Source organism: Pseudomonas sp. NPDC007930 (assembly GCF_042958985.1).
Taxonomy (GTDB): Bacteria; Pseudomonadota; Gammaproteobacteria; order Pseudomonadales; family Pseudomonadaceae; genus Aquipseudomonas.
The window spans coordinates 178,437-204,299 of the sequence record NZ_JBIBKC010000007.1 but is presented as its reverse complement, the minus strand read 5'-3'; the positions used below and the strand labels follow the sequence as shown (position 1 = coordinate 204,299).

The window sequence follows — 25,863 nt, the reverse complement described above, 5'->3', positions numbered from 1 at the left end:
AAGCCCCGTCAACCCCTTGATTCAAAATACTTTTATGAATCACTCCCCCGCCATCGGCGAAAGGTGCGGCCAAGCCGCGCGCAGGTAGTTGACCATCGACCACAGCGTCAGCGCCGCGGCAACGATCAGCAGGCCGTAGCCGATGAGCACCCACATCAGCGAAATCGACGGCGGGTTGGCCAGCAGGATGACCAGCGAGGCCATTTGCGCGGCGGTTTTCCATTTGCCCAGGTTCGACACCGCCACATGGGCGCGGGCGCCGACTTCGGCCATCCATTCGCGCAGGGCCGAGACCACGATTTCGCGGCCGATGATCACCGCCGCGGGCAGCGTGAGCCAGATGTTGGCGTGTTCCTGCACCAACAGCACCAAGGCCACGGCGACCATGAGTTTGTCGGCCACTGGGTCCAAAAACGCCCCGAATGGGGTGCTTTGGCCCAAGCGCCGGGCGAGGTAGCCGTCGAGCCAGTCAGTGGCGGCGGCGATGGCGAAGACCGTGCTGGCGGCGGCGTAGCTCCAGGTGAACGGCAAATAGAACAGCAGGATGAAGATCGGGATGAGCACGACACGCAGAACGGTAAGCAGGTTCGGGATATTCATCGGCACGACTGGCGGCTGGTTGAAGGGGCATTCTACTCGCTGTGCAGGTTGGCATAAATCGACTCGGCGAGCTTTTTGCTGATGCCAGGCGCCTTGGCGATTTCCTCGACGCTGGCGCGAGCCAATTCCTGCAGGCCGCCAAAGTGCTTGAGCAACTCCCGGCGGCGGGTGGGGCCGACCCCAGCCACACCCTCGAGCGGCGAGGTGCGGCGGGTTTTACCGCGGCGCGCGCGGTGGCCGGTGATGGCGAAGCGGTGGGCTTCGTCACGGATTTGCTGAATCAGGTGCAACGCCGGCGAGTCGGCCTTGAGGGTGAACTCATGGGCGGCGTCGTTGAGGTACAGGGTTTCAAAACCCGCTTTGCGCGTGACCCCCTTGGCCACGCCGAGCAGGATCAACTCCGGCACGGCCAGCTCCTGTAGCACTTCACGGGCCATGTTCAGCTGGCCCTTGCCGCCGTCGACCAGCAGCACGTCGGGCAGCTTGCCCTCGCCGTCCTTGAGCCGGGCGAAGCGCCGGGTCAGGGCCTGGTGCATGGCGGCGTAGTCGTCACCGGCGGTCACGCCCTCGATGTTGTAGCGGCGGTAGTCGCTTTTGATCGGGCCCTCGGGGCCGAACACCACGCAGGAGGCCACCGTCGCCTCGCCGCTGGAGTGGCTGATGTCGTAGCACTCCAGGCGCTGCGGCGCTTCGTCGAGCTGCAGCACCTCGGCGAGGGCGTCGAAGCGCGCGGCCAGGTGCTGGCGGTTGGCCAGGCGCGCGCCGAGGGCCTGCTCGGCGTTGGTCACTGCCATCTGCTGCCAGCGCGCGCGGGTGCCGCGCACCCGGTGGCTGGCGCTCATCTCGCGGCCGCGCAGGGTGGCCAGGGCCTCGACCAGCGCTTCGATGTCTTCGGGCAGCACGTTGAGGATCACCTCGGCCGGCAGTTCACGCTCGCTGCTGCCCAGGTAGTACTGGGACAGAAAGGCCGACATCACCTCGCCGAGTTCTTCCTCGATGCCCACCTGCGGGAAGAAGTTCTTGCTGCCCAACACGCGCCCGCCGCGCACGCTGATCAGGTGCACGCAGGCGCCGCCCGGGTTGGTAAAGGCGGCGATCACGTCTACGTCGCCGGTGCCGCCTTCCATGCTCTGCTGGTCTTGCACGCGGCGCAGCACGCCGATCTGGTCGCGGATCTCCGCGGCTTTTTCAAACTCCAGGCCCATCGCGGCCTGTTCCATTTCCTGCGACAGCTCTTGGGTCAACTGGTGGCTGCGGCCTTCGAGGAACATGATCGAGTGGCGCACGTCCACGGCGTATTCGGCCGGCTCCACCGCCGCCACGCAGGGCGCCTTGCAGCGTTTTATCTGGTATTGCAGGCACGGCCGGGTGCGGTTCTTGAAGTAGCTGTCTTCGCACTGGCGCACCAGAAAGGTTTTTTGCAAAAGGCTCAGGCTTTCACGGATGGCGCCAGCGCTGGGGTACGGGCCGAAGTAGCGGCCCTTGCCCTTTTTCGCCCCGCGGTGGATCGACAAGCGCGGGTAAGGCCCGTCCGACAGGTACACGTAGGGGTAGCTTTTGTCGTCGCGCAGCAGGATGTTGTACGGCGGGCGCCACTCCTTGATCAGTGTTTGCTCAAGCAGCAGCGCTTCGGTTTCGTTGCTGGTGATGGTGGTTTCAACGGTCGCAATGCGCCCCACCAGGGCGGCGGTTTTCGGCGCCAGGCCGGTTTTGCGAAAGTAACTGGCCAAGCGCTTTTTGAGGTTTTTCGCCTTGCCCACGTAGAGCAGGCGCGCGCCCTCGTCGAACATGCGGTATACCCCCGGCCGCCCGCTGCAGGTGGCGAGGAAGGCGGCGGGGTCGAAGGTCTGGGCCATGTCAGGAGTTAGCGTCGACCATGCCGTGGCGAACGGCCAGCAACGCGAGTTCAACGTCACTGGTGATGGAAAGCTTTTCGAAAATACGGTAGCGGTAGGTGTTCACGGTTTTCGGCGACAAACACAGCGTATCGGAGATGTGTTGCACCTTTTGGCAACCGACGATCATCAACGCGATCTGGATCTCCCGCTCCGAGAGCAGGTCGAACGGCGAAGCGCTGGTTTGCGGCTGGAACGATTTCAACGCCATCTGCTGGGCGATCTGCGGGCTGATGTAACGTTGCCCGGCGAAGGCCAGGCGGATCGCCTGGACCATTTCCTCAAGCCCCGCGCCCTTGGTCAGGTAACCGGCGGCGCCGGCCTGCAGCAGGCGGGTGGGGAATGGGTCTTCCTCGTGCACGGTGACCACCACCACCTTGATCTCGGGGTAGCTGCGCTGCAACTTGCGGGTGGCCTCGAGCCCGCCGATGCCGGGCATTTTCACGTCCATGAGGATCACATCGGGCTTCAGCTCGCGGGCGCACAGCAAGGCCTGCTCGCCAGACTCCGCCTCGCCCACCACCTGGAAGCCGTCGATGTCGGCAAGCATGCGGGTAATACCGGTGCGCACCAGATCGTGGTCGTCGACCACCAGGACCTTAATCAAGCGGACACCTCTCGTTACGCATTTGCAATCGGATCCCTACCTTAACAAACATCCTGGCATGAACCTAGCCGCGGCCACGCAGCGCCTGGGCTACACGCAGCACCACGGCCTGGTCGGCCGGCGCCAGCGCGCGGTAATCGAGCAGCAGGTTGTTTTCTTCGGCGGCCAGGCGGTCGGCCGGGGCCGGCGTGCGCCGCCCGGTCAACACATAAAGCATATCCACCCCAGCCTCGGCGACCTTTTGCAGATAGTCGGCCTTGGGGTGGCGCTCGCCACTCTCATATTTGCCCTGGGCATTGGGTTCTACGCCGCCGATTTCACCGAAGCGGCGTTGGGTCATTGCCAGGCGTTCACGTTCTTCGCGAAGACGCGGACCAATTACTTCCATTTGAATGTATAATCCGCTCTCAACACCCCAAATGGGTGGAATCTTACACTTAAATGAGTCATTCGACACGGATTTGAACTATGCACGGTATCAGGACCCCCGCACAAGCGAGAGCATGGCTCGACCGCCAGGGCAAGTCGGTTCAGCAATTCGCCCGGGAACATGGCGTAGACCCCGCCACCACCTATCAGGTGCTGTCGGGCAGAAAAAAAGGCCGCCGCGGCGAAGCGCACAAGGTCGCGGTGCTGCTCGGGATCAAAGACGGGATCATTCCCGAACCGGCGCCGCAGGCGCCTGGCTAGGCGCTGGGCAAGGGCATTCCATGCGCCAGAAGCAGCCCTCCTCGCCCACCGTCACGAAGCCCTGGCGGGCATACAGGCGCTGGGCGGGGTTGTCCTTGAAAACGGTCAGGCGCACCGCCGGGAGGCGCCGGCGCCGGGCGTCTGCGTGCACTGCCTGGAGAATTTGCCCGCCGTAGCCGCGGCCACGGGCGCTTTCGAGCAGGTGCAGTTCGCGGATGTACAGCGCCCGGCCGTCGTGGCTGAGGCTGATGAAGCCCAGGTCGGCGCCGGCGCCCCGCAACCGGTAGTTTTCCCGCCAGCTCCAGCCGGCGTCGAAGTCTTCGTCGCGCCACAGCAGGCCGTGGCGGGTGTAATACGGCATCATCGCGCGCCGCGCCAGGGCCTTGGCAAAGGCCAGGTCCTGCGCGTTGTCGGCCGGCGCCCACTGTACTTCGCTGAGCATTTTCTCTCCCAAATACCGTTGCAGGTGTACGGGCTGTCTTGTAAGCTCGCCGCAACACTTGGAGACATTAGCATGCCGCTAGCCCTGCACACCGCCCCCCTCGCCGCCCGCGCTTGCCGCCCGCTGCGTGTGGCTGTGCGCGCGGCCGTGGCAGCGCTGTATTCCTATTATGGGTATTGGTTTAGCCACTGGCGCGCCTGACTCCCATACAGGCGCCCAACACCCGGGCCGCCTGCCATAGCGTTTGAAAAAACCCCCGGTCGGCCCTCCCGCCCGGGGGTTTTGTTTTTTCAGCGTTCAACCTTTTTGGATTATCACGAGGACACCCACCATGTATTACGCCTATTACCGCAGCTACCGCACCCAAGCCTGGCGATTTAGCCCCCTCCGCTCGGATCAGTGCGCCACCTCCGACCGGCCCCTTATGGGTGGCGAACCCCTTTGCCCGGCGCTAGGCCGAACACCCTCATTATCCCGCTCGCTCAGTTGACGCAGCGGGCGCTCAAGGACGCCCCCATGAACGTATCGCTCAATACCGCTACCCTGAATTCGGCCCAGGCCCACGCTGGCATCGGCCAACGCTTGCCCACCCCGTTCACCCTCAAGCAGCAACTGCCCCTGCCCGGCCGCCTCGCCGCCCAGGTGCACAGCGACCGCCAGGCCATCCGCGCCATCCTCGAAGGCCACGACCCGCGCTTGCTGGTAGTTGCCGGCCCATGCTCGCTGCACGACCCACAAGCCGCCCTCGACTACGCCCAACGCCTGAGCAGCCTGGCCCGCGAATGCGCCGACCAGTTGTTGATCGTGATGCGCGCCTACGTGGAAAAACCTCGCACCACGGTGGGCTGGAAAGGCCTGGCCTATGACCCCCACCTGGACGGCAGCGACGACATGCTCACCGGCCTTACGCTGTCGCGCGAGCTGATGCTGGAGATCCTCGGCTGCGGCCTGCCGGTGGCCACCGAGTTGCTGCAGCCGCTGGCCGCCGGTTACTTCGATGACCTGCTGGCCTGGGCGGCGATTGGCGCGCGCACCACTGAATCGCAGATCCACCGGGAGATGGCCAGCGGCCTGGCCCTGCCGGTGGGCTTCAAGAACGGCACCGATGGTTCCACCGCGGTGGCCTGCGACGCCATCCGCAGCGCCGCCCACGGCCACCGCCACTTCGGCCTCGACGCCCATGGCCACCCGGCGGTGGTGCGCAGCGAAGGCAACCCCCACGGCCACCTGGTGCTGCGCGGCGGCCACGCCGGGCCCAACTACGATGCCGCCAGCGTGGCCCGCGCCCGCCAGCAGCTGGAAAAAGCCGGGGTGGCGCCACGCATGGTGGTCGACTGCAGCCACGCCAACAGCGGCAAAGACCCGCTGCGCCAACCCGAGGTGCTGCGCGAGGTGCTGGCCCAACGCCGCGCCGGCGAGCGCAGCGTGGTCGGGGTGATGCTCGAGAGCAACCTGTTCGAAGGCTGCCAGCCGCTGGGGCCGAACCTGCGCTACGGGGTGTCGATCACCGATGGCTGCCTGGGCTGGGAGGCGACCGCCGCGCTGTTGCGCGAGGCGGCGTTGGGGTGAGCCTGTAGGGGCCCTTCGCCCGGCACAGCCGGCCTCCCACGAGATTTGTGTAAGCACTTGATTTACAAGGCAACACAGAACCCGTGGGAGGCCGGCTGTGCCGGGCGATAGGCCCTGAAGCTCATGCACACAATCAGCAGAGCTCACAGATTGATCCCTTCCATGAAGCCGTGAAATGGCTCAAGTGAACACCATTACGGCGCTGCCAGGCGAAGGGCCATCAAACCCCACCAACCCGCTATACTCCCGAGCCATTCCAGCCCGCGAGACGTTCCGCCTTGTCGTTCAAGCCCTCCTGGTTCAGCAAACTGCGCCGCCCTGCCCCGCTGCCTGCCCTGCCCGCCGAAGGGCCCGGGCAGGCGCTGGCCGAGCACTTCGAACAGGCCGCCGGCCAGCGCGGCTACACCCTCAGCGCCGGCCAGCGGCAGGTGGTCGATAGCCTGGCGCGGCGGGTCGGGCCGTTGCTGGCCTGCGCTGAAGGCAGCGGCCCAACCCCGCAAAGCCTGTACCTTCATGGCAAGGTGGGCCGCGGCAAAAGCTGGCTGCTCGACACTTTCTTCCAGGCAGTGCCGCTGGCGGCCAAGCGGCGGGTGCACTTTCATGTGTTCTTCAACCAGCTGCACCAGGGCATGTTCAGCCACCGCGCCCACGCCGACGCCCTGGGCGCCACCCTCGATGAACTGCTGCACGGCTGCCTGCTGCTGTGCTTCGACGAATTCCACGTGCACGACATCGGCGACGCGATGCTCATCACCCGCCTGTTCAAGGCGCTGTTCGAGCGCGGCGTGTTGTTGATCGTCACCTCCAACTATGCCCCCGAAGGGCTGCTGCCCAACCCGCTGTACCACGAGCGCTTCTTGCCGGTGATCCGCCTGATCCACAGCGACATGCAGGTGCTCGAGGTCGGCGGCGAGCAGGATTACCGCGCCCTCAGCGGCTCCGGCACGGGCCAGCGCTTCGTCAAGGGCGCCTACGTGTGGCCTGGCGATGCCGAGCAGCGCCAGGCCCTGGGGTTGGCCCCCACCGGGCCGGGGCAGCCGTTGGCGGTGGGCCACCGCACCCTGCGGGTGCAGTTCGCCGAGCAGGGCCGCATCGGTTTTACCTTCAGCGAACTGTTCGAGCAGGCCACGGCGGTGATGGATTACCTGATCCTCTGCGAGACCTACCACGACTGGACTATCGACCAGTTGCCGCTGCTCGATGACTGCCCGATCGCCGTGCAGCAGCGTTTTATCAACCTGGTCGACGTGCTCTACGACCAAGACAAACGCCTTACCCTGATCAGCGCCTACCCGCTGGCCGAGGCGCTGCACGCCAAGGCCATCGACCTGATGCGCAGCCAGAGCCGGCTTGGCCAGTTGCAGGCGCGCGGCCCGCTAGAACAGCCCTAGCTGGGCGCCGACGAACTCATCGAAGCGGCGCCCGAGAAACGGCAGGATGGCCTCGGCCACCGGGCGCAACTGGCGCTCGAGGTAGTGCTCGTAATCCAGCGGCGACTGCCGCGCCTCCAGCGGTTCCGGCCCGGCGGTGGCCATCACGTAGCTGATCCAGCCGCCGCGCTGGTACTGCCGCGGCCGGCCGAGGCGGTCGTTGTGCTCATCGGCCAGGCGCGCGGCGCGTACCTGCGGCGGCACGTTGCGCTGGTAGTCGGCCAGCGGCCGGCGCAGGCGCTTGCGCAGCACCAGCGCGTGGTCCAGCTGACCGGCGAGCAACTGCGCCAGGTACTGGCGAATGTAGTCATCGAACGGCTCACCCATGAACACCCGCCGGTACAGCTCCTGCTGGAACGTTTGCGCCAGTGGCGACCAGTCGCTGCGGGCCGTTTCCAGGCCCTTGAAGACCAGCTTGCCGGTGCCGCCCACCCAGCCGGCGTAACGCTTTTTGCTGCCCTCTTCGGCGCCGCGGATGGTCGGCATCAAAAAGCGCTGGTAATGGGTTTCGAACTGCAGCTCCAGCGCGCTGGCCAGGCCCAGCTCGGCCTGCAGGTGCTCGCGCCAGAGGCCGTTGATGTTCCGCGCCAGGCCCTGGCCAATCGCGGCCGCCTCGGCCTGGGTGTGGGCGCGGCCGAGCCAGACGAAGGTCGAATCGGTGTCGCCGTAGATCACCTCATAGCCCTCGGCTTCGATCCAGGCGCGGGTGCGCGCCATGATCTGGTGCCCGCGCAGGGTGATCGAGCTGGCCAGGCGCGTGTCGAAAAACCGGCAACCGCTGGAGCCAAGCACCCCGTAGAAGGCGTTCATGATGATCTTCAGCGCCTGCGACAGCGGCGCGTTGCCATCGCGCTTGGCCGCCTCGCGGGCTTGCCACACCCGCTCGACGATCAGCGGCAGGCAGTGCGCCGTGCGGGAAAACCGCGCATCGCGAAACCCCGCCACACTGTGGGCGTCGTCTGGCGCCGCCAGGCCCTCGATCAGCCCCACGGGGTCGATCAGAAAGGTGCGGATAATCGACGGGTAGAGGCTTTTGTAATCGAGCACCAGCACCGAGTCATACAGCCCCGGGCGCGAATCCATGACAAAACCGCCAGGGCTGGCCTGGGGCATTTTTTCGCCCTGGTTCGGCGCCACGTAGCCCAGCCGGTGCATGGGCGGCAGGTACAGGTGGGTGAAGGCCGCCACCGAGCCACCGCTGCGGTCGCCGACCAGGCCGGTGACCGCCGCGCGCTCAAGCAGGAACGCCAGCACCCCGGTGTGGGCGAAAATCCGCGTGACCAGCTCACAATCCTTGAGGTTGTAAGTGGCCAGCGCGGGTTTGTCGTCGCGGAACATGCGGTTGATTTCGTCCATGCGCTGGTACGGCGTGGAGATCGCCTTGCCCTCGCCCAGCAGGGTTTGCGCAACGTTCTCCAGGCTGAACGAGGGGAAGTGCCAGGTCGCCGAGCGCAGCGCCTCGATGCCGTCGACCACCCAGCGCCCAGCGACCTCAGCGAACAGGTGGCCGCCGTTGGGATGTTCGCGCAGGCGCAGCGCGCCGCCGTCACGCCCCCAGGGCAGCGCGATGCCCAGGCGCTGGGCGTGTTCCTGCAGCACGCGCAGGTCGAACTGCACCAGGTTCCAGCCGATGATCACGTCGGGGTCGTGCTCGGCCAGCCAGGCGTTCAGGCATTCGAGCAACTGCCCCGGGCTGGCGCAGTAGTGCAGGGCAAAATCCACCTCGGCGGCCTGCGCCGGTTGCGCGCCGAGCATGTACACCTGGCGCTGGCCGCAGCCGTGCAGGCCGATGCTGTACAGCGCGCCGCGCTCACTGGTTTCGATGTCGAGCGACACGCAACGCAAGGCCGGCCGATAGTGGGGCTCCGGGCGCAACTGCACCGCCTGCTCGGCGCCGCTGAAGCTGACCCCAGCGGTGATGAAGCGCTCCATCAGGTAGCGCTCCGGCGGGCGAATGTCGGCCTCGTACACGTCTACCCCGCCTTGGCGCAGGCGTTTTTCCAGGGCCAGCAGCTGCCGGTATTGCACGCAGTACAGGCCCACCACCGGCCGTTGGCGAAAGTCTTTCAGGGCCAGCTCGCGCCAGTGAATGCCCGCCTCGCCGGCCAGCAGCGCCTGGGCCCGCGGCCACTGCGCCTGGGGTATGAACGCCACCTGCGGCTGCGCCGCCAGGCTGACCCGCAACGGGCCCTGGTCAGTGGCCAGCCAGCAGTGCACCTGGCAGCCGGCGTCGGTGTCTTGCCAGTGGCGGGTGAGCAGGAAGCCTTGGCGGGGGGCGGCGTTCACGGGCGGTAAGGGGCCTGAGGGCTGGGTGGCGTATCTTACCTTGAAAAGGCTTCCGGGCCCTTCGCCCGGCACAGCCGGCCTCCCACGGGTTCTGTGTTGCCTAGTAAATCAATTACTTACACAAACCTGGTGGGAGGCCGGCTGTGCCGGGCGATAGGCCCTGAAGCCAGTTACCGATACACCAACCCGCCATCGATCATCACCGACTGCCCGGTCATGTAGTTGGCGTCGGCGCTGGCCAGGTAGCTCACGAACGCCGCCACGTCTTCAGGCGTCTCGGCCCGGCCCAGGGCGATGTTACCGACGAAGCGGTCGTAGCTTTCACCGAGCTTGGCCCCGGTCACCTCGCTCATGCGCCGGTCGATCTCCACCCACATGTCGGTGCCGACCACTCCAGGGCAGTAGCTATTGACGGTGATGCCGTCGTGGGCCAACTCCTTGGCGGCGGCCTGGGTCAGCGCGCGCACGGCGAACTTGGTCGCGCAGTACACCCCCAGCAGCGGATAGCCTTCGTGGCCGGCGATCGAGCAGGCGTTGATGATCTTGCCGCCACCGCCCTGGGCGCGAAACGCCTCAGCGGCGGCCTGGATGCCCCACAGCACGCCTTCGAGGTTGATCCCGAGAATCCGCCGCACATCATCGAGGCGGGCGTCGAGCAGCGGCGCCACTTGGGCGATGCCGGCATTGTTGACCATCACGTTCAGCGCCCCCAGGCCCTTGCGCGCCTGCGCCACGGCGGCCAGCACCTGCTCGCGGTCGGCAACGTCACAGCTGATTACCTCGCTGCGCCGGCCAAGGGCGCGCACCTCCCCGGCCACCTGGTCGAGCTTGTCGGCCTTCACGTCGGCCAGCGCCAGGTCAAACCCATCCCCGGCCAGGCGCAGCGCAATGGCGCGGCCAATGCCCTGGCCGGCGCCGGTGACCAAGGCAACGCGTGCGGCAGTGTTCATGGTGTAGCCCTCTTTTGTTGTTGTGGTCCGGCCATGGTGCCCAGCTCCGGCGCGGCGTCCAGCAGCGCGTGCGGCGCTGCCGATCTGAGACCGGGCGTCTCAGCGTCTCTCAGCGTTGCACCGGCGCCAGCACGGTTGCGTCACCGGCGGGGCTCTGGTACTTAGGAACGCTGTTTTGCGCCACTCAAGGAAAGCCTGCCCATGACCGTCGCCTCGGTTCGCGCCTGGTTCGAGCAACACGCGCCTGACCTTCACCTGATCGAAACCCCAGAGCCCACCGCCACCGTGCAGCAGGCCGCCGCCGTGCACGGCGTGGAGCCGGGGCAAATCGCCAAAACCCTGAGCCTGCGGGTGGCCGAGCGCACCCTGCTGGTGGTGGCCCGCGGCGATGCGCGGCTCGATAACCGCAAGCTGCGCGAGGCCTTTGGCGCCAAGGCGACCATGCTCGATGCCGACACCGTGGTGGCCCTTACCGGCCACCCGGTCGGCGGCGTTTGCCCGTTCGGCCTGGCCACCGCGCTGCCGGTGTACTGCGACCGCTCGCTGCTGGCCTTCGGCGAGGTGATGCCGGCCGCCGGCGGCACCCACACCGCGGTGCGCATCACCCCACAACGGCTGGCCGAACTCACCGGCGCCGAGTGGGTAGACGTGACCCAGGCCCTGCCCGCCACCGCTTGATACCCCAACCCCCAGCCGAGCACTCCACATGGAACCTCGCAGTAAACTCGCCCAGCGCCTGTTGCCGGGCGGCACCGAGCCAGACCCGCGTTTCACCCTGGCCAACGAACGGACCTTCCTGGCGTGGATCCGCACCTCGCTGGCGCTGATGGCCGGCGGCATTGCCGTCGAGGCGTTCACCGCCGACGTGTTCATCCCCGAACTGCGCAAGCTGCTGGCGATCGCCCTGCTGCTGCTGGGCATGCTGCTCAGCGCCAGTGCCTGCGTGCGCTGGCTGAACGTCGAGCGGGCGATGCGGCACAAAGCGCCCTTGCCGTTCCCGCTGCTGGTGCCGCTGCTGTCGTTGGGCGGCGCGCTGGTGACCGCGGTGCTGGTGGTGTTCGTCGCGCTGCGCGGGCTGTAGCCGATGGCCCCGCCGCGCGGCCACGAAGACCTCGGCCTGCAGCCGGAACGCACGCTGCTGGCCTGGCGGCGCACGTTGCTGTCGTTGGTGGGGGCCAGTGTGCTGTTCTTGCGCTGGGTGCCACACCACGGCGCGCTGGCGGTGTCGCTGGTGCTGCTGGCGCTGCTGGCCGCCGGCGGCATCTGGCTGGGCCAAGGCCACCGCTACCGGGTGAGCGTGGCCGGGATCAGCGCCGACCGCACCCCGCCGCCGTTACTGCCGGTGCTGGCGCTGGGGCTGGCGGCCTGTACGCTGGGAGGGTTGGGGGTGTTTGTGGTGCTGGTGCTCGGCTGAAGGGCCCATCAACCCGCCTCCTTCGCCTCGTTTTCCTCGTCCGCGGCAAACAACCGCTCCAGCTCGGCGCGCGCCTGCTGTGCACTTTGCAGCACCTTGGCTTCGTCGTCGTAGACCAAATGCTGGGCGCGCAACACCTGCTCGTCGTGCTGGCGAAAACGCTGGATGCGCGCCTGCGCCTGGGCTTCGCTGAGGCCCAGGCCGACCAGCGCGAGGCGGCTCATCTCCAGGCTGGAATGGTAGGTTTCGCGCACCGGGCGGGCGCCGAGGTCGACCAGCTTATGCACGTGCTGGCGGTTGCGCGCGCGGGCGATGATCTTGATGTGCGGGTACAGCCGCGCCACCACCTCGGCGGTTTTCAGGTTGGTGTCGGGGTCGTCGGTGGCGATCACGAAGTACTCGGCCTGCTCCACCTTGGCCGCGCGCAGAATGTCCTCGCGCAGCGGGTCGCCATAGAACACCGGCATGCCGCCAAAGCTGCGCGACAGCTCGATGGTTTCGACCGAGGTGTCCAGCGCCACGAACGGCACCTGCTGCGCGCGCAGGATCCGCGCCACGATCTGCCCCATCCGGCCCATGCCGGCGATCACCACCCGCGGGCCGTCGGTGTCGATCGCGCGGTACTCCTCGGGCACCGGCTTGGCCGGCCGCGGTTGCTGGGCCAGCCAACGCTGGCCGAGCAGCAGCATCAACGGCGTCAGCGCCATCGACAGGGTGATGGTCAGTACCAGCACATCGTGCAGTTGCTCAGTGAACAGGCCCTGGTCGCGGCCCAGTTGGAACACCACGAAGGCGAACTCGCCGCCGGCGGCCAGCACCATGCCCAGGCGCAACGCGCTGCGTTTGCTCAAGCCGCCGGCCAGGCGGCCGATCAGCCACAGCAACGGCAGCTTGGTGAGCAACAGCAGCAAGGTCAGCCCCACCACCAGCCCCGGCTGGGCGGCCAGCAGGCCAAGGTTGGTGCCCATGCCCACGCTCATGAAGAACAACCCCAGCAGCAACCCCTTGAACGGCTCGATCTGCGCTTCCAGCTCGTGGCGGTATTCGGAGTCGGCCAGCAGCAGCCCGGCGAGGAACGCGCCGAGGGCCATCGACACCCCGGCCAGGTCCATCAACCAGGCGGTGCCGATCACCACCAGCAACGCCGTGGCGGTCGACACCTCACGGATGCCGGTGCGGGCGACGATGCGAAACACCGGGCGCAGCAGGTAACGGCCACCGATGACCACCACGGCGATGCTGCCGGCGGCCTTCAAGCCCTGGTTCAGCCCGTCACCGCCGCCCAACCCGGCGCCCGCCAGCAGCGGCACGGCGGCGATCAGCGGGATCGCGGCGATGTCCTGGAACAGCAAAATGGCAAAGGCCAGGCGGCCATGGGGCGCGGTCAGCTCTTTGCGTTCGGCCAGGCTTTGCAAGCCAAAGGCGGTGGACGACAACGCCAGGCCCAGGCCCAGCAGCACCGAGGTCGCCAACGGCTGGCCAAAGCCGAGCAAGGCGATCGCGCCGATCACCAGCCCGGTCAGCAGCACCTGGGCTAGGCCCACGCCGAACACCGCCTTGCGCATCACCCACAGCCGCCGCGGCGACAGTTCAAGGCCGATGATAAACAGCAACAGCACCACCCCCAGCTCGGAGATATGCGCGATGTTTTCAGTGTTGCTCACCAGCCCCAACGCCGCCGGGCCAATCACCACCCCGGCCAGCAGGTAGCCGATCACCGCCCCCAATTGCAGGCGGCGCGCCAGCGGCACGGCGATCACGGCGGCGAACAGAAAGACGACAGCGGCTTCGAGCAGGTTGCCCTCGGCTGGCATGGGAGCTCCTTATCCCGATTGAGGCGGGGGTATCAGTAGGAATCGGGCAGCACGAACTCGCGGATTTTGCTGATCACCGCTTCGATGTCGAAGGGTTTGTCGAACACCGCGGCGAACAGCTCAGGCTTGGTACGGCCGATGCCGCCCTGAGCGCCGCTCATCAGCAGGATCGGCAAGTGCGCCGAGGTGGGCCGCTCGCGCACGGCCTTGGCGAACTCGAGGCCGTCCATGACCGGCATCATGAAGTCGGTGATCACCAGCGCCGGGCGCTCGCGGTCGAGCACCTCCAGCGCCTTCTTGCCGTTGCTCGCCTTGACGACCATATAGCCTTCATCCTCCAGGGCGTAGCCCAGGATGTCGGCAATCAGGTACTCGTCGTCGACGATCAGGATGGTAGACATTGTCGGATCGATTCGGCTGGCATTAACGGCTCTCTGTGGTCGAGGCGCTGCCGGTCAGTACGGCCTCGGCCTGGGTAAAGGCTTTTTTCAGTTCCACGCCCTGCCCGCCGATCACCAGTTCCCTGAGCGACGCATCGTAGTCACTGTCTCTGATTTTCAGAATGGTCAGGCAACGTTTAAGTTCAGAGACATGTTCAACGAAGCGCATCACCACCACGTTGTCGACGATGCTGGAGAGGTCTGGCAGTGGCGAACTCACCTCGGGGCCGAACAGCCCGCGCAGCTCGTAGGTACCCACCACGGTCACGCCACGGGCGCGCAGCTCACTCACCAGCGCGCTGAAATAATCGCCCAGCCGCGCCGGGTTGCCGTTGGTGCGGGTCAGCCCGCCGAGGCTGTCTATCAGCACGCGGCGGATGCCGTGGCGCTCGACCAGCGCGAGCAGGCGCGCGCCGAGGCCGTCCATCATGCCCTGGGTGATCGGCTGCCATTCAACGAACAGCGCGCCGCTTTGCTGCAGCGCTTCGAAATCCACGCCCAGCGCCTTGGCCTTGGCCGTGAGCCGCTCCGGGCCTTCATAGAAGCCGAAATGCAGCGCCGGCGCCTCGGGCGTGGCGGCGCCGAGAAAGTGAATGCCCAAGGTGGTTTTGCCCACCCCGGACGGGCCCATCAGCAGCGTGGCCGACGCTTGGGGCAGGCCGCCGCCGATCAACTCGTCGAGGGCCGGCACGCCACTGCTGACCCGCTTGGGGTCGTAATGGTCATGGCTGATGAAGTGCGGGAACAACGCTTCGAGGCGCGGGTGAATGACCAGCCCGTCGTCGTTGATTTCGCACTCGTGCAAGCCCGACAACGCACCGCTGCCACGGGTTTTGCGCATCTGGATGCGGCGCACCGAGCGGGTGCCGAACAGCTCTTCGCCCATTTCGATCACGCCATCGACCATGGTGTGCTCGGGGCTGCCGTCGTCGAGCCGGGCGCTGGTGAGAAACAGCACCGTGCAGCCGGCAAAGGCGGCATGGCCCTGCAGCTCGGAGATGAACTTCTTGGTGTCGATTTGCGAGTCGGCCTTGGAGCGGGCATTGAGCAGGCCGTCGACGATCAGCACCGTGGCCTTTTGCCGGCTGATTTCACGGCGCAGCAGCTTGACCACTTCGTCGAGGCCTTCGTTCTCGAGGGTGTCGAAAGCGCTGACGAACTGGATTTCATTGCCAATGCGCGCCGGCTCGAAGAACGACAGCGTTGAAAGGTACTGGAACAGCCTCTCGTGGGATTCGGACAACAGCGTGACCACCAGCACCCGCCCGCCCTGGCGCGCGTGGTTGAAGCCCAGTTGGTTGGCTAGGATGGTCTTGCCCGAGCCCGGCCGCCCCTGAACGATGTACGAAGCACCCGCCACCAAGCCACCCTTGAGCAGGGCATCGAGGCCCGCAATCCCGGTTTCTAGGCGCTTTAGCTTATCCACGTGAGGTCCTGCCTGTAGAGATGAACACGAACAGGCACGCCCACACGCGCCCGCCTGAAAACTTGAGTGGCGGTAAGCTTACATGGCTTTGCCACAAAGCGGGAGTAAAAGCCCCTCGCCGCAACCTTTAGTGCGGCAAACAGTGAACGGGTTCAACTCGTGGGCGCCGGTGCAGTCATAACACTATCACCCTCCCACCAAGGACCCTCATGACGTTCATCCTGTGCCTGAGTGTAATGGGCGCGCTGCTGTTGATGCTGGCGCTGGCCTCGGCCTACCTGCGCTGGCTGCCGGTGACCACCTCGGCGGTGTGCCTGGCGTTCGGCCTGGCGATCGGCCCGGCGGGCCTGGCGCTGATCGACCTGAACCTGCGCGACGCCAGCGGCTGGCTGGAGCGGCTGGCCGAGGTGGCGGTGCTGTTCTCGCTGTTCGGCACCGGCATCAAGTTGCGCCTGGGCTTTCACCGCAGCGCCTGGCGGGCCGCCTACTGCCTGGCCGGGCCGGTGATGCTGGCGAGCATCGCCGGGGCCTGCGCCGCGGCCCATTACCTGCTCGGGCTGGGCTGGGGCGCGGCGCTGCTGGTGGCGGCGATGCTGGCGCCGACAGACCCGGTGCTGGCCAACATCGTGCAGGTCAGCGATGCCCAGGACGACGACCGCCTGCGCTTTGGCTTGAGCGGCGAGGCCGGCTTGAACGACGGCACGGCCTTCCCGTTCGTGCTGCTGGGGCTGTTGTTGATCGAACACGGCCAGTGGAACAGCCAATGGCTGACCACCTGGCTGCTGCAGGATGTGCTGTGGGCGGTGCCGGTGGGCCTGGCCAGCGGTTACGGGCTGGGCCGGTTGATCGGCCACTGGATGATCAACCTGCGCGTGCGCCACGACGACAGTACGCTGTCGCCCAATGACTTCCTCGCCCTGGCGCTGATCGCCGTGGCCTATGTGGTGGCCTACGCGCTGGGCGCCTTTGGCTTTCTTGCGGTGTTCGCCGCCGGCCTGGGCCTGCGCCAGGCCGAGGCGCGGTTGTCCGCCTCCGACGTGCCCTCCGAGCACCTCACCCAACCCGTGCTCGGCCACCACGACAAACCGCTGGACCAAGCCACCGCCGCCGACGCCAGCGCCCTGGAAAAACCCCAACTGGCCGCCGGGGTGATGATGGGCGACATGCTCGCCTTCGGCAGCCTGGTGGAGCGCAGCATGGAGGTGGTGCTGATCACCCTGCTCGGCACCCTGCTCTACCGCTACTGGGACTGGCACGCGGTGGGGTTGGGGCTGCTGCTGTTCTGTGTGATCCGCCCGCTCGCGGTATGGCTGCTGGGCGGCGGCCGGCGCCTGCTCAGCGGCCACCAGCGGGCGCTGCTGGGCTGGTTCGGCATCCGCGGCATTGGCACCCTGTATTACCTGTGCTTTGCCCTGAACCACCACCTGGCCGCGGCGGTGGCCGAACAGGTGGCGCCGGTGGCGCTGACGGTGGTCAGCCTGAGCATCCTTGCCCATGGGGTGAGCGTGCAGCCGTTACTCGAAGGGTACCGCCGGCGCCAGGCTTGAGGGCCTATCGCCCGGCACAGCCGGCCTCCCACCGGTTTTGTGTAAGTACTTGATTTACGAGGCAACATACAACCCGTGGGAGGCCGGCTGTGCCGGGCGATGGGCCCTGAAGCTCAAGCACAAAATCAGAAGAGCTCACAGATTGATCTCTTTCATAAAGCCGTGAAATTGCTTAAGTGAACAGCATTACGGCTGTGCCGGGCGAGGGGCCAGCCGCCCCTAGCGCAAATCAAACCGATCCAGGTCCATCACCTTGGCCCAGGCCGCCACGAACGCCTTGACGAACCCCGCCTCGCCATCGCTGCTGCCATACACCTCGCTCACCGCGCGCAACTGCGAGTGCGAGCCGAACAGCAGGTCGATGCGGCTGGCGGTCCATTTTTGCGCGCCGCTGGCGCGGTCATGGCCGGTGAACCCCTCGCGCGCGGCGGAAGTGGGCTTCCACTCGGTGTTCATGTCCAGCAGGTGCACGAAGAAGTCATTGCTGAGCACCCCCGGGCGCTGGGTGAACACCCCCTCCTCGCTGCCGCCGTAGTTGCCACCAAGCACGCGCAGGCCGCCGACCAGCGCGGTGAGTTCCGGCGCGGTGAGGGTCAGCAGGTTGGCCTTGTCGATCAACAGCGCTTCGGTCATCTCGCCGTAATGGCCCTTGCTGTAGTTCCTGAAACCATCGGCCAGCGGCTCGAGCACGGCGAAGGCTTCGACGTCGGTCTGTTCCTGGCTGGCATCGACCCGGCCCGGGCTGAACGGCACCACCACCTGGTGGCCGCCAGCCTGGGCGGCCTGCTCCACCGCGGCGCTGCCGGCCAGCACGATCAGATCCGCCAGCGACACCTGCTTAGCCCCACCGACGTTGAAGCGCGCTTGCACCTGCTCGAGCGCCGCCAGCACGCTGGCCAACTGCTCGGGCTGGTTGGCTTGCCAGAACTTCTGCGGCGCCAGGCGCAGCCGCGCGCCGTTGGCGCCGCCGCGTTTGTCCGAACCGCGGAAGGTCGAGGCCGAGGCCCAGGCCGCGGCAATCAGCTGTGCCGGTGGCACACCACAGGCAAGCACCTGGGTTTTCAGGGTGGCCACATCGCTGCTGTCGATCGGCGCGCCGCTGGCTTTGGGCAATGGGTCTTGCCAGAGCAGTTCCTCGGCCGGGGTGTCGGGCCCCAGGTAGCGCGCCAGCGGGCCCATGTCGCGGTGGGTGAGCTTGAACCAGGCACGGGCAAAGGCATCGGCCAGTTGTTCGGGGTTGTCTTTGAAGCGCCGGGCAATCGGCTCGTAGATCGGGTCGAAGCGCAGCGCCAGGTCCGAGGTGAGCATGGTCGGCTGGTGGGTTTTGGCGGGGTCGTGGGCATCCGGCACGGTGCCGGCGCCGCCGTTGTTTTTCGGCCGCCATTGGTGGGCACCGGCGGGGCTTTTGAACAGCTCCCAGTCGAACTGGAACAGGTTGGTCAGGTAACCGTTGCTCCACTGGGTGGGGGTGCTGGTCCAGGTCACCTCCAGGCCGCTGGTGATGGCATCGCCGCCCACCCCGCTGCCATGGCTGCTGCGCCAGCCCAGGCCCTGTTCCTCCAGCCCGGCGGCTTCTGGCTCGGCGCCCACCGCGGTGGCCGGGCCGGCGCCATGGGTTTTGCCGAAGGCGTGGCCGCCGGCGATCAACGCCACGGTTTCTTCATCGTTCATGGCCATGCGGCCGAAGGTTTCGCGGATGTCCTTGCCCGAGGCGACCGGGTCGGGGTTGCCGTCAGGGCCTTCGGGGTTCACGTAGATCAAGCCCATCTGCACAGCGGCGAGGGGGTTTTCCAGGTCGCGGCCGGGCGCGCTGTTACGGCTCTGCTCGCTGCCGTGCAGCTCGGGCTCGGCCACCAGCGGGCCGTCGCCGCTCTTGCCGTAGCGCACATCGCCGCCCAGCCAGGTTTTTTCGTTGCCCCAGTACACCGAGTCGTCCGGCTCCCAGGTGTCGGGGCGGCCGCCGGAGAAGCCGAAGGTCTTGAAGCCCATGGTTTCCAGCGCGATGTTGCCGGTGAGGATGATCAAATCCGCCCAGGAGATTTTCTGCCCGTACTTCTGCTTGATCGGCCAGATCAAGCGCCGGGCTTTATCGAGGCTGACGTTATCCGGCCAACTGTTGAGCGGGGCGAAACGCTGCTGCCCGGCGCCGGCGCCACCGCGGCCGTCGGCGATGCGGTAGGTGCCGGCGCTGTGCCAGGCCATGCGGATGAACAGCGGCCCATAGTGGCCGAAGTCCGCCGGCCACCAAGGCTGGGAGTCGGTCATCAGCGCGCGCAGGTCTTGCTTGACCGCTTCGAGGTCGAGGCTTTTGTAGGCCTTGGCGTAGTCGAAATCAGCGCCGAGCGGGTCGGACAGCGCGGAGTGCTGGTGGAGGAATTTCAGGTCCAGGCGCTTCGGCCACCAGTCGTGGTTACGGGTGCCGCTGCCGGCGGCGTGGTTGAACGGGCATTTCGATTCGCTTGCCATTGGAGGTTCCCTCGGTCGTCATCAGGTGGCGGGCCTTCGCTGGGCCGGCGCGCCCTTTTTATTGTGGATGGGCTTGGTGAAGCTTAGCCCGGTGGCGCGAGGGGGTTATTGGATGGATTGATCAGGGGGATAGGGGCGGGCTATCAACCGGCCTCCTGAGGCCGACGCGCAGTAATTGCAAACCGTTATCACTCTCCTGGCACTCGGCGTTTTGCTATTACCGCCCCTACCGCCATGCCCACCCCGCCCGCTCACCTGCACACGTTTCTCGGCCTGCGCCGCGAACTGGTCGGCTATGCGGCGAAAATCACTGGCGACCGCGCCCAGGCCGAAGTCATCGTGCAAGAGGCCTGGCTGCGCTTCAACCCCGCCACGGCGCTGGGTGGCGGCGGCGGTGGTGCTGGTGTGGGTGGGGCTTGCGCTGTGGGCGGTGGGGTGGTTTATGCGGGGGTACCTGGAGCGGCCCATCGCCCGGCAGCTCACGCACACAATCAGCAAAGCTCACAGATTGACCCCTTCAATGGAGCCGTGAAATGGCTTAAGTGAACAGCATTACCTGAGCCCATTCCTGACCCAAAAGAACGGATCACTGACCTGCCGCGCGACTTGACGCGTCGTATCCATCAACGCCCGCACTTGCAGCCCTGTAGGCTGATAATCGCCTGTAAAGTTTGGCGGTAATGCCCGATCGATTGCCGATTGGGCCCAAGCCCAATCAGGCGGAACATCACCTGCCGCACCATAGAATCGACTCATGCGTTGCGCTTGATCCCGATCACTCATGCCCGCCAAATTCGGCATCCTGCGCCGGTGGTCTGCCTTGCTCTCTCCAGTGAGCATCAGGCTGGCACGCTCAGGCACGCTGCCATGGGAAAACACATCATGCATCACGCCCGGGCTGCGGCGAGGGGGCCGATAAAACTCTGTCCCGATGATTCCCATGTATTGCTCAGCGACAGAGGGCATGTCCTGCCCAAGAGCCGCTGCGGCGCGCCCCAGTTTCTTGAATCGAGCAGTTCCGGTGATCGCGGTTCTCACCGTTCGGGAAGTGTTCTTCAGCGCAACCATTGCCTTGGGGTCCAGCCAGGATGCCAGCTCCTCAGCAATCAGGTGGTTTTGCATCAGCGCCTCGAATGGCGCCAATACCGCCTGGGCCAACCCGTGCACGTGCCCTGAAGGGTCCACCCTGTTCACGGGGTCGGCGCGACAAAAAGCATAGGCATTGATTCCGCCCGCGCCGAACGGGCTGAGGTTGTCTGGAGCATTGAAGCGCCCGAGCGTACCGAGCAATGCCCGGTAGCCGTTACCCAACAGGTAACGCCCCCCGCCCTCCAACCACTCACCCTGCAAGCCCGGCCCGCTGCGCTGCCCATGCACATAGCCCCAGGGCGTAACCGGCAGTGCCGCGCGCCCGTTGGCGAAAGTGCCTAGCACCGTGCGTGTGGTGTCAGTCTGGATCAACATGCTGAATGCTCCCGTTGCGGTGCACTGAGCATATCTGCCGTGGCCGGCCAGGGGACCTAGTGATGTTGAGGGGTAGGCGTGTGTGCCTGAGCGCAAGGGCCCTTCGCCCGGCACAGCCGGCCTCCCACGGGGTCTGTGTTGCTGCAAAAATCAATGGCTTACACAAATCTGGTGGGAGGCCGGCTGTGCCGGGCGATGGGCCAGTCAGGTCATGCGCTCAGTAAAACCACCTGAAGTCATTAGGGCTTTTCACCCCCGATTTAGCGCTCTGATTGCTTAAGTGAACAGCATTACGGCTGTGCCGGGCGAAGGGCCGGCCAGCCTTACACAGTAAAACGCCGCACCAGGCTATTGAACGACGCCGCCAGCCGCGACAGCTCCTGGCTCGAGGCGCTGGTCTGGTTGGCGCCGGCGGCGGTCTGGGTGGAGAGGTCCTGGATGTTCACCAGGTTACGGTCCACTTCCCGGGCCACCGCGGCTTGTTCCTCGGCGGCGCTGGCGATCACCAGATTGCGCTCGTTGATCTGCGACACGCCGCTGCTGATGCGCTCCAGCGCCTGGCCGGCTTCGCTGGCCAGGGCCAGGGTGCTTTGCGCCAGCGCCTGGCTTTTGCCCATGGCCTGCACGGCGTGGTCGGCGCCGCTGCGCACGGCGTTGATCATGGTCTCGATCTCGCCGGTGGAGGCCTGGGTGCGGTGCGCCAGGGCGCGCACCTCATCGGCCACCACGGCGAAGCCACGGCCCTGCTCACCGGCGCGGGCCGCCTCGATGGCGGCGTTGAGCGCCAGCAGGTTGGTCTGCTCGGCAATCGCGCGGATCACGTCGAGCACCTTGCCGATGTCCCGCACCTGCTCGGCCAGCGCGCCCACCTGGGCGGTAGAGGCGTCGATCTCGTGGCTCATGCTGCTCATCGCGCTCACCGCTTCCTGCACTTGGCGCTGGCCGCCCTGGGCCTGGCTGGCGGTGTCGGCGCTCACCTGCGAGGTGCTCGAGGCGTTGCGCGCCACTTCTTCGACGGCGGCGGTCATTTCGTTCACGGCGGTGGCGGCTTGCTGGATTTCATCGTTCTGGCGCACCAGCCCGCGGCTGCTGTCGTCGGTCACGGCGGTCAGTTCTTCAGCGGCGCTGGCCAGTTGCTCGGAGGCGCTGGCGATCTGCGTGACGGTGGTTTTCAGGCTCGCCTGCATGCCCGCCAGGGCGCTGAGCAACTGCCCGGTTTCATCGCTGCCGCGCACCGCGATGGCCTGGGTCAGGTCACCGCTGGCCACCCGCTGGGCAGACGCCACCGCCTGCTGCAACGGCCGGGTGATCATGCCGGTGACGATCAGCCCCAGGCCGATGGCGCAGCACACCGCGATCAACGCGCCGATGGCCAGGGTCCAGGTCACTTCGCTGTTGGTTTGCACCGCCAGCGCCCCGGCTTCACGGGCCTGGCGGCTGTTCGAGTCGATCATGATCTTCAGCTCGCCGATGGCCTTGCGGTAGGCCGGCGTGGCCACGTTCAGCGCCTGGTCGCGGGCCTGGTCGAGGTTACCGGCGCGGGCCGTGGCGATGGCTTGGTCCAGCGCGCTGATGTACGCCGGCCAATCCTGCTCGAAGGCATCACCGGCGGCGCGCTCATCGGCTTCCAGTGGGGTCGCGCGGTACACGCGGAAGTCCCGCTCGGCCTCGGCCTGGTTGTCCTTGAGGGATTTGAGCGTGTCGTCCATCAGTTGCGGCTCAGCCTTCAACGCCGCCAGCGCCAGGGCGCGGTAAAAGTCGCGGTTGGTAGCGATGGCGTTGGCCTTGACCGAGTCGGTCTTGACCACCGACATCAGGTTGTCGTTGAGCAGGGTGTCGACCTGGCTGTTCAGCCGGCTGATGCCGAACTGGCCCAGCAGGCCTACCACCACGGTGATCAGCGCACACAGGCAAAAGGCGACCAACAGTTTTGTTTTGAGTTTCAAGTGGGAGAGCCAGGCCATGGGTGGGTACTCGGCAAAAGGGCACGGGGCGGCCCACCGCGCGGGGCGGGCCTTCAACCGGGGTATCGGCGCACCGGCGCTGGGCTTGAGGGGCGGTACTGCAGTTTCCCACTGCGCACCTAACAATCCATTTTTTCTACACTCTAAAGCCACTAAAAAGGCATTTTATTCAGCACTCAACCTTCCCAGAATGGTTTCACGCGCGGCGTAACGGGCCGCGACAACAAGAATTCGGGAGCCCCCCATGCACCAGCCCTCTTCCGGCCCCCTGGCCGGCATCACCGTCCTCGACCTCAGTGCCTACATCGCCGGCCCCTATGGCTGCTCGCTGCTGGCCGACCAAGGCGCGCGGGTGATCAAGATCGAGCCGCCGGCCGGCGACAACCTGCGCAAGTACCCCTCGACCCTGGCCAGTGAAAGCCGAGCCTTTCTCGGCGTGAACCGCAGCAAGCAAGGCGTGGCGCTGGACCTGAAAACCCCGGGCGGGCGCGATGCGCTGCTGGCGCTGGTGCGCGAAGCCGACGTGCTGGTGCACAACTTCCGCCCCGCCGTGCCGGCGCGCCTGGGCATCGCCTATGAAGACCTCAAGGCGATCAACCCGCGGTTGATCTACTGCAACGTCACCGGCTACGGCAGCCGCGGCCCACTCAAAGACAAAGCCGGCTACGACCAGGTACTGCAGACCATGACCGGCATGTGCGCGGCCCAGGCCAGCGCTGGCGGCGCGCCGGAGATCCTCTACGGCTCGGTGGTCGATTACTACGCCGCGGCGATGGTCGCCGGCGGGGTGAGCTCGGCGCTGTACGAGCGCGAGCGCACCGGGCTGGGCCAGGAGGTGGGTGTGTCGCTGCTGCGCAGCGCCCTGGCGATGCAGTCGGCGCGGCTGGTGTGGGCCGCCAGTGAACCCCGCGCGCTGGACCGCGACATGCGTTCGGGCGGCATCACTGGCCTCCACCCCACCGGCGAGGGTTACCTGTACATCTCGGCCAACACCCCGCACTTCTGGAAGGCCCTCTGCGAACTGACCGGCCTGGGCGAGCTGGCCTTGGACGAACGCTTCGACAGCGTGCGCAAGCGCGCGGAGAATAAAGACCTGCTGATCCCGCAACTGCACCAGGCGCTGCAAGCGCGCAGCGCGCTGGGCTGGGAAGCGCACTTCGGCGAGGCAGTGCCTTGCGCGGCGGCGCGGCGGGTGGAAGACATGTTCGACTTCCCGCAATGCCAGGCCGAGGCACTGGTGACCGACTACCAGCACCCGGTGGTGGGCAGCTATCGCGGCTTTACCCGGGCGGTCGAATTCAGCCGCACGCCGGGGCCGGCGCCGTTCGCCGCGCCGGTGTTCGGCGCCGATTCCGACCAGGTGCTGGCCGAATATGGCTTCAGCGCCGAGCAGTTGGCGGCGCTGAGGGCGCAGGGGGCGGTGCTCTAGCCAGAGGCCCCTGCGCAACCACTGTTTTTCCCACAATCACAACAATCAGGGAACACCCGATGAACCACTCACTGGCCGCGCCGCGCAGCCTGCGCACCCGCTTTACCGAGGGCACCATCAGCCTGTTCGAACGGACCATTCCCGACCCGTTCGTGCTGGCGATCTTCATCACCGTGCTGGTCACCGCGGCGTCTTGGCTGGTGGCCCCGCAGGCCTCCATCGACGCCATGTTCAACGGCTGGTTCAAGGGCTTTTGCAACATCTTCGGCTTTGCCCTGCAGATCACCCTGGTGCTGGTGCTGGGCCACGCCCTGGCCCACGCGCCGTTGATCCAGCGCGGCTTCACCCGGGTGGTGGCGCTGGCGCGCACGCCTAACCAGGCGGCGGCGCTGTTGTTTCTCTGCGTGGCGATCACCTCGTTCTTCAACTGGGGCTTCGGCCTGGTGCTGTCGGCGCTGTTGGCGCGGGAAATCGCCAAGCGCATGCGGGTGGATTTCGCCTGGCTGGTGGCGGCGGGGTTCTCCGGTTGGGTGGTGTGGGCCGGCGGCGTGTCGAGTTCGATCGTGCTTGCGCAAACCACCCCCGGCAGCCCGATGAACGTGGTGCAGAAGATCACCGGCCAGGTGCTGAGCCTGGGCGAGATGGTGTTCGTGCCGTTCAACCTGGTGCCGACCCTGTTCATGCTGGTGGCCATGCCGTTTGTGCTGGCCGCGCTGCGCCCGCGCGATGAAGACGTGATCGCCCTGGACATCAGCCGCCACCCCGACCCGACCCCGCGGGCCAAGCCCCAGGGCGCCCGCAGCTTTGCCCAGCACCTCGAGCACTCGCCACTTGGCAGCCTGCTGATGGGCGCGCTGGGCATCGGCGTGGTGGTGTATGCCGCGTTCGGGCATTTGTCGCTGTCGGGGGTCAACGGGGTGATCGTGGTGATGTTCACCCTGGGCATCCTCCTGCACGGCAGCCCGCTGGCCTACGCTGACGCGGTCAAGGCCGCGGCCAAGCAAAGTGGCTCGATGATGCTGCAGTATCCGCTGTACGGCGGGATCATGGGCATCATGGAGGCCTCCGGGTTGCCGGCGGTGATCGCCAAGGGCTTCGTGGCGATTTCCACCGCGCAAACCCTGCCGTTCTGGAGCTACGTGTGCTCGCTGCTGGTGACCTTCTTGATCCCCAGCGGCGGCGGCCACTGGGCAGTGCAAGGGCCGTTCGCGATCCCGGCGGCGGTCGAGCTGCACGCCTCGCTGGCGGCCACCACCATGGCCGTGGCCATGGGCGAGCAGGTGTCGAACATGCTCCAGCCGTTCTGGGCCGCGCCCTTGGTGGCGATGGCCGGGGTAGGCCTGCAGCGCGTGCTGGGGTATACCTTCGTCACCTTCCTGGTGGCCGCCGTGGCCTACGGCGCCGCCCTGCTCTGGCTGGTTTGAGGGGAA

Annotated in this window: 23 protein-coding genes and 1 pseudogene; 10 read left to right on the top strand and 14 right to left on the bottom strand. The window is 66.6% G+C overall.

What is annotated here, in order from left to right; genetic code table 11:
• Nucleotides 1-39: 39 nt before the first annotated feature.
• The 4 genes from pgsA to ACFZCE_RS16790 all read right to left on the bottom strand — a co-directional run bounded on the left by pgsA (nt 40) and on the right by ACFZCE_RS16790 (nt 3,490).
• A complete protein-coding gene (gene pgsA / locus ACFZCE_RS16805) occupies nt 40-600 on the bottom strand; it encodes a CDP-diacylglycerol--glycerol-3-phosphate 3-phosphatidyltransferase (protein WP_390940962.1) in 561 nt (186 codons plus the stop codon).
• Nucleotides 601-632: 32 nt separating this feature from the next.
• Nucleotides 633-2,456: an excinuclease ABC subunit UvrC gene (uvrC, locus tag ACFZCE_RS16800; protein WP_390940960.1), complete on the bottom strand. Its 1,824-nt coding sequence runs from the start codon at nt 2,454-2,456 to the stop codon at nt 633-635.
• 1 nt (nt 2,457) lies between these two features.
• On the bottom strand, nt 2,458-3,102 hold the full coding sequence (gene uvrY / locus ACFZCE_RS16795; RefSeq protein WP_390940958.1) for a UvrY/SirA/GacA family response regulator transcription factor: 645 nt from the start codon (nt 3,100-3,102) through the stop codon (nt 2,458-2,460).
• Between the two features lie 64 nt (nt 3,103-3,166).
• Nucleotides 3,167-3,490 (bottom strand): helix-turn-helix domain-containing protein, encoded by a 324-nt coding sequence (locus ACFZCE_RS16790; RefSeq protein WP_390940956.1) that lies wholly within the window; start codon nt 3,488-3,490, stop codon nt 3,167-3,169.
• A gap of 80 nt (nt 3,491-3,570) precedes the next feature.
• Here ACFZCE_RS16790 and ACFZCE_RS16785 point away from each other — a divergent pair, with 80 nt between their 5' ends.
• The gene (locus tag ACFZCE_RS16785; protein WP_390940954.1) at nt 3,571-3,792 is read left to right on the top strand and encodes a DNA-binding protein; all 222 of its coding nucleotides are present in this window, start codon (nt 3,571-3,573) and stop codon (nt 3,790-3,792) included.
• Here ACFZCE_RS16785 and ACFZCE_RS16780 read toward each other — a convergent pair.
• Complete coding sequence (locus tag ACFZCE_RS16780; protein WP_390940952.1) at nt 3,758-4,234, bottom strand: GNAT family N-acetyltransferase; 477 nt, start codon at nt 4,232-4,234, stop codon at nt 3,758-3,760. The genes ACFZCE_RS16785 and ACFZCE_RS16780 overlap by 35 nt on opposite strands.
• 516 nt (nt 4,235-4,750) lie before the next feature.
• Here ACFZCE_RS16780 and ACFZCE_RS16775 point away from each other — a divergent pair.
• Together ACFZCE_RS16775 and zapE are read left to right on the top strand one after the other, a co-directional pair.
• Complete coding sequence (locus ACFZCE_RS16775) at nt 4,751-5,803, top strand: 3-deoxy-7-phosphoheptulonate synthase (protein WP_390940950.1); 1,053 nt, start codon at nt 4,751-4,753, stop codon at nt 5,801-5,803.
• Between the two features lie 326 nt (nt 5,804-6,129).
• Nucleotides 6,130-7,194 (top strand): cell division protein ZapE, encoded by a 1,065-nt coding sequence (gene zapE / locus ACFZCE_RS16770; RefSeq protein WP_390941181.1) that lies wholly within the window; start codon nt 6,130-6,132, stop codon nt 7,192-7,194.
• Here the strand turns inward: zapE and ACFZCE_RS16765 are convergent.
• Entirely contained in the window at nt 7,180-9,519 is a 2,340-nt protein-coding gene (locus ACFZCE_RS16765) for a DNA polymerase II (RefSeq protein WP_390940948.1), read from the bottom strand. The two genes, zapE and ACFZCE_RS16765, sit on opposite strands and share 15 nt — an antisense overlap.
• 170 nt (nt 9,520-9,689) lie before the next feature.
• Nucleotides 9,690-10,469, bottom strand: coding sequence for an acetoin reductase (locus ACFZCE_RS16760; RefSeq protein ID WP_390940945.1), 780 nt, complete (start codon nt 10,467-10,469; stop codon nt 9,690-9,692).
• A 201-nt stretch (nt 10,470-10,670) separates the two neighbouring features.
• Between ACFZCE_RS16760 and ACFZCE_RS16755 the strand changes: the two genes are divergently transcribed.
• From ACFZCE_RS16755 to ACFZCE_RS16745, 3 genes are read left to right on the top strand one after another with little or no spacing between them, the layout of a single operon-like run.
• Entirely contained in the window at nt 10,671-11,147 is a 477-nt protein-coding gene (locus ACFZCE_RS16755; protein ID WP_390940943.1) for a YbaK/EbsC family protein, read from the top strand.
• A gap of 28 nt (nt 11,148-11,175) precedes the next feature.
• Complete coding sequence (locus tag ACFZCE_RS16750; RefSeq protein WP_390940941.1) at nt 11,176-11,550, top strand: DUF202 domain-containing protein; 375 nt, start codon at nt 11,176-11,178, stop codon at nt 11,548-11,550.
• Nucleotides 11,551-11,553: 3 nt separating this feature from the next.
• A complete protein-coding gene (locus tag ACFZCE_RS16745) occupies nt 11,554-11,883 on the top strand; it encodes a DUF202 domain-containing protein (RefSeq protein WP_390940939.1) in 330 nt (109 codons plus the stop codon).
• A gap of 8 nt (nt 11,884-11,891) precedes the next feature.
• On the opposite strand, the gene ACFZCE_RS16740 is transcribed toward ACFZCE_RS16745, so the two are convergent.
• Genes ACFZCE_RS16740 through ACFZCE_RS16730 form a run of 3 tightly spaced genes read right to left on the bottom strand, consistent with a single transcriptional unit; the run spans nt 11,892 to nt 15,563 of the window.
• A complete protein-coding gene (locus ACFZCE_RS16740) occupies nt 11,892-13,697 on the bottom strand; it encodes a monovalent cation:proton antiporter-2 (CPA2) family protein (protein ID WP_390940937.1) in 1,806 nt (601 codons plus the stop codon).
• Nucleotides 13,698-13,729: 32 nt separating this feature from the next.
• Nucleotides 13,730-14,098 carry a response regulator gene (locus ACFZCE_RS16735; RefSeq protein ID WP_390940935.1) on the bottom strand — a complete coding sequence of 123 codons (369 nt, stop codon included), beginning with the start codon at nt 14,096-14,098 and terminating at the stop codon, nt 13,730-13,732.
• Between the two features lie 22 nt (nt 14,099-14,120).
• Nucleotides 14,121-15,563: an ATPase domain-containing protein gene (locus ACFZCE_RS16730; RefSeq protein ID WP_390940933.1), complete on the bottom strand. Its 1,443-nt coding sequence runs from the start codon at nt 15,561-15,563 to the stop codon at nt 14,121-14,123.
• A 209-nt stretch (nt 15,564-15,772) separates the two neighbouring features.
• On the opposite strand from ACFZCE_RS16730, the gene ACFZCE_RS16725 reads away from it, so the two are divergent.
• Nucleotides 15,773-17,110 carry a cation:proton antiporter gene (locus ACFZCE_RS16725; protein WP_390940931.1) on the top strand — a complete coding sequence of 446 codons (1,338 nt, stop codon included), beginning with the start codon at nt 15,773-15,775 and terminating at the stop codon, nt 17,108-17,110.
• Between the two features lie 219 nt (nt 17,111-17,329).
• On the opposite strand, the gene katG is transcribed toward ACFZCE_RS16725, so the two are convergent.
• On the bottom strand, nt 17,330-19,576 hold the full coding sequence (katG, locus tag ACFZCE_RS16720) for a catalase/peroxidase HPI (protein ID WP_390940929.1): 2,247 nt from the start codon (nt 19,574-19,576) through the stop codon (nt 17,330-17,332).
• 234 nt (nt 19,577-19,810) lie between these two features.
• Between katG and ACFZCE_RS16715 the strand changes: the two genes are divergently transcribed.
• The gene (locus ACFZCE_RS16715; RefSeq protein WP_390940927.1) at nt 19,811-20,122 is read left to right on the top strand and encodes a hypothetical protein; all 312 of its coding nucleotides are present in this window, start codon (nt 19,811-19,813) and stop codon (nt 20,120-20,122) included.
• 6 nt (nt 20,123-20,128) lie between these two features.
• Here the strand turns inward: ACFZCE_RS16715 and ACFZCE_RS16710 are convergent, their stop codons facing one another.
• The 3 genes and pseudogenes from ACFZCE_RS16710 to ACFZCE_RS16700 form a co-directional block, all read right to left on the bottom strand.
• Entirely contained in the window at nt 20,129-21,040 is a 912-nt protein-coding gene (locus ACFZCE_RS16710; RefSeq protein ID WP_390940925.1) for an RHS repeat-associated core domain-containing protein, read from the bottom strand.
• 323 nt (nt 21,041-21,363) lie between these two features.
• Complete coding sequence (locus tag ACFZCE_RS16705; RefSeq protein WP_390941179.1) at nt 21,364-22,227, bottom strand: methyl-accepting chemotaxis protein; 864 nt, start codon at nt 22,225-22,227, stop codon at nt 21,364-21,366.
• Nucleotides 22,222-23,004, bottom strand: a pseudogene (locus ACFZCE_RS16700) (MCP four helix bundle domain-containing protein); the annotation flags it as partial. The pseudogene ACFZCE_RS16700 and the gene ACFZCE_RS16705, both read right to left, overlap by 6 nt.
• A 244-nt stretch (nt 23,005-23,248) precedes the next feature.
• Between ACFZCE_RS16700 and ACFZCE_RS16695 the strand changes: the two are divergent.
• Nucleotides 23,249-24,433, top strand: coding sequence for a CoA transferase (locus ACFZCE_RS16695; RefSeq protein ID WP_390940923.1), 1,185 nt, complete (start codon nt 23,249-23,251; stop codon nt 24,431-24,433).
• A 59-nt stretch (nt 24,434-24,492) separates the two neighbouring features.
• On the top strand, nt 24,493-25,857 hold the full coding sequence (locus ACFZCE_RS16690) for a TIGR00366 family protein (protein WP_390940921.1): 1,365 nt from the start codon (nt 24,493-24,495) through the stop codon (nt 25,855-25,857).
• The last annotated feature ends 6 nt before the right edge of the window (nt 25,858-25,863 follow it).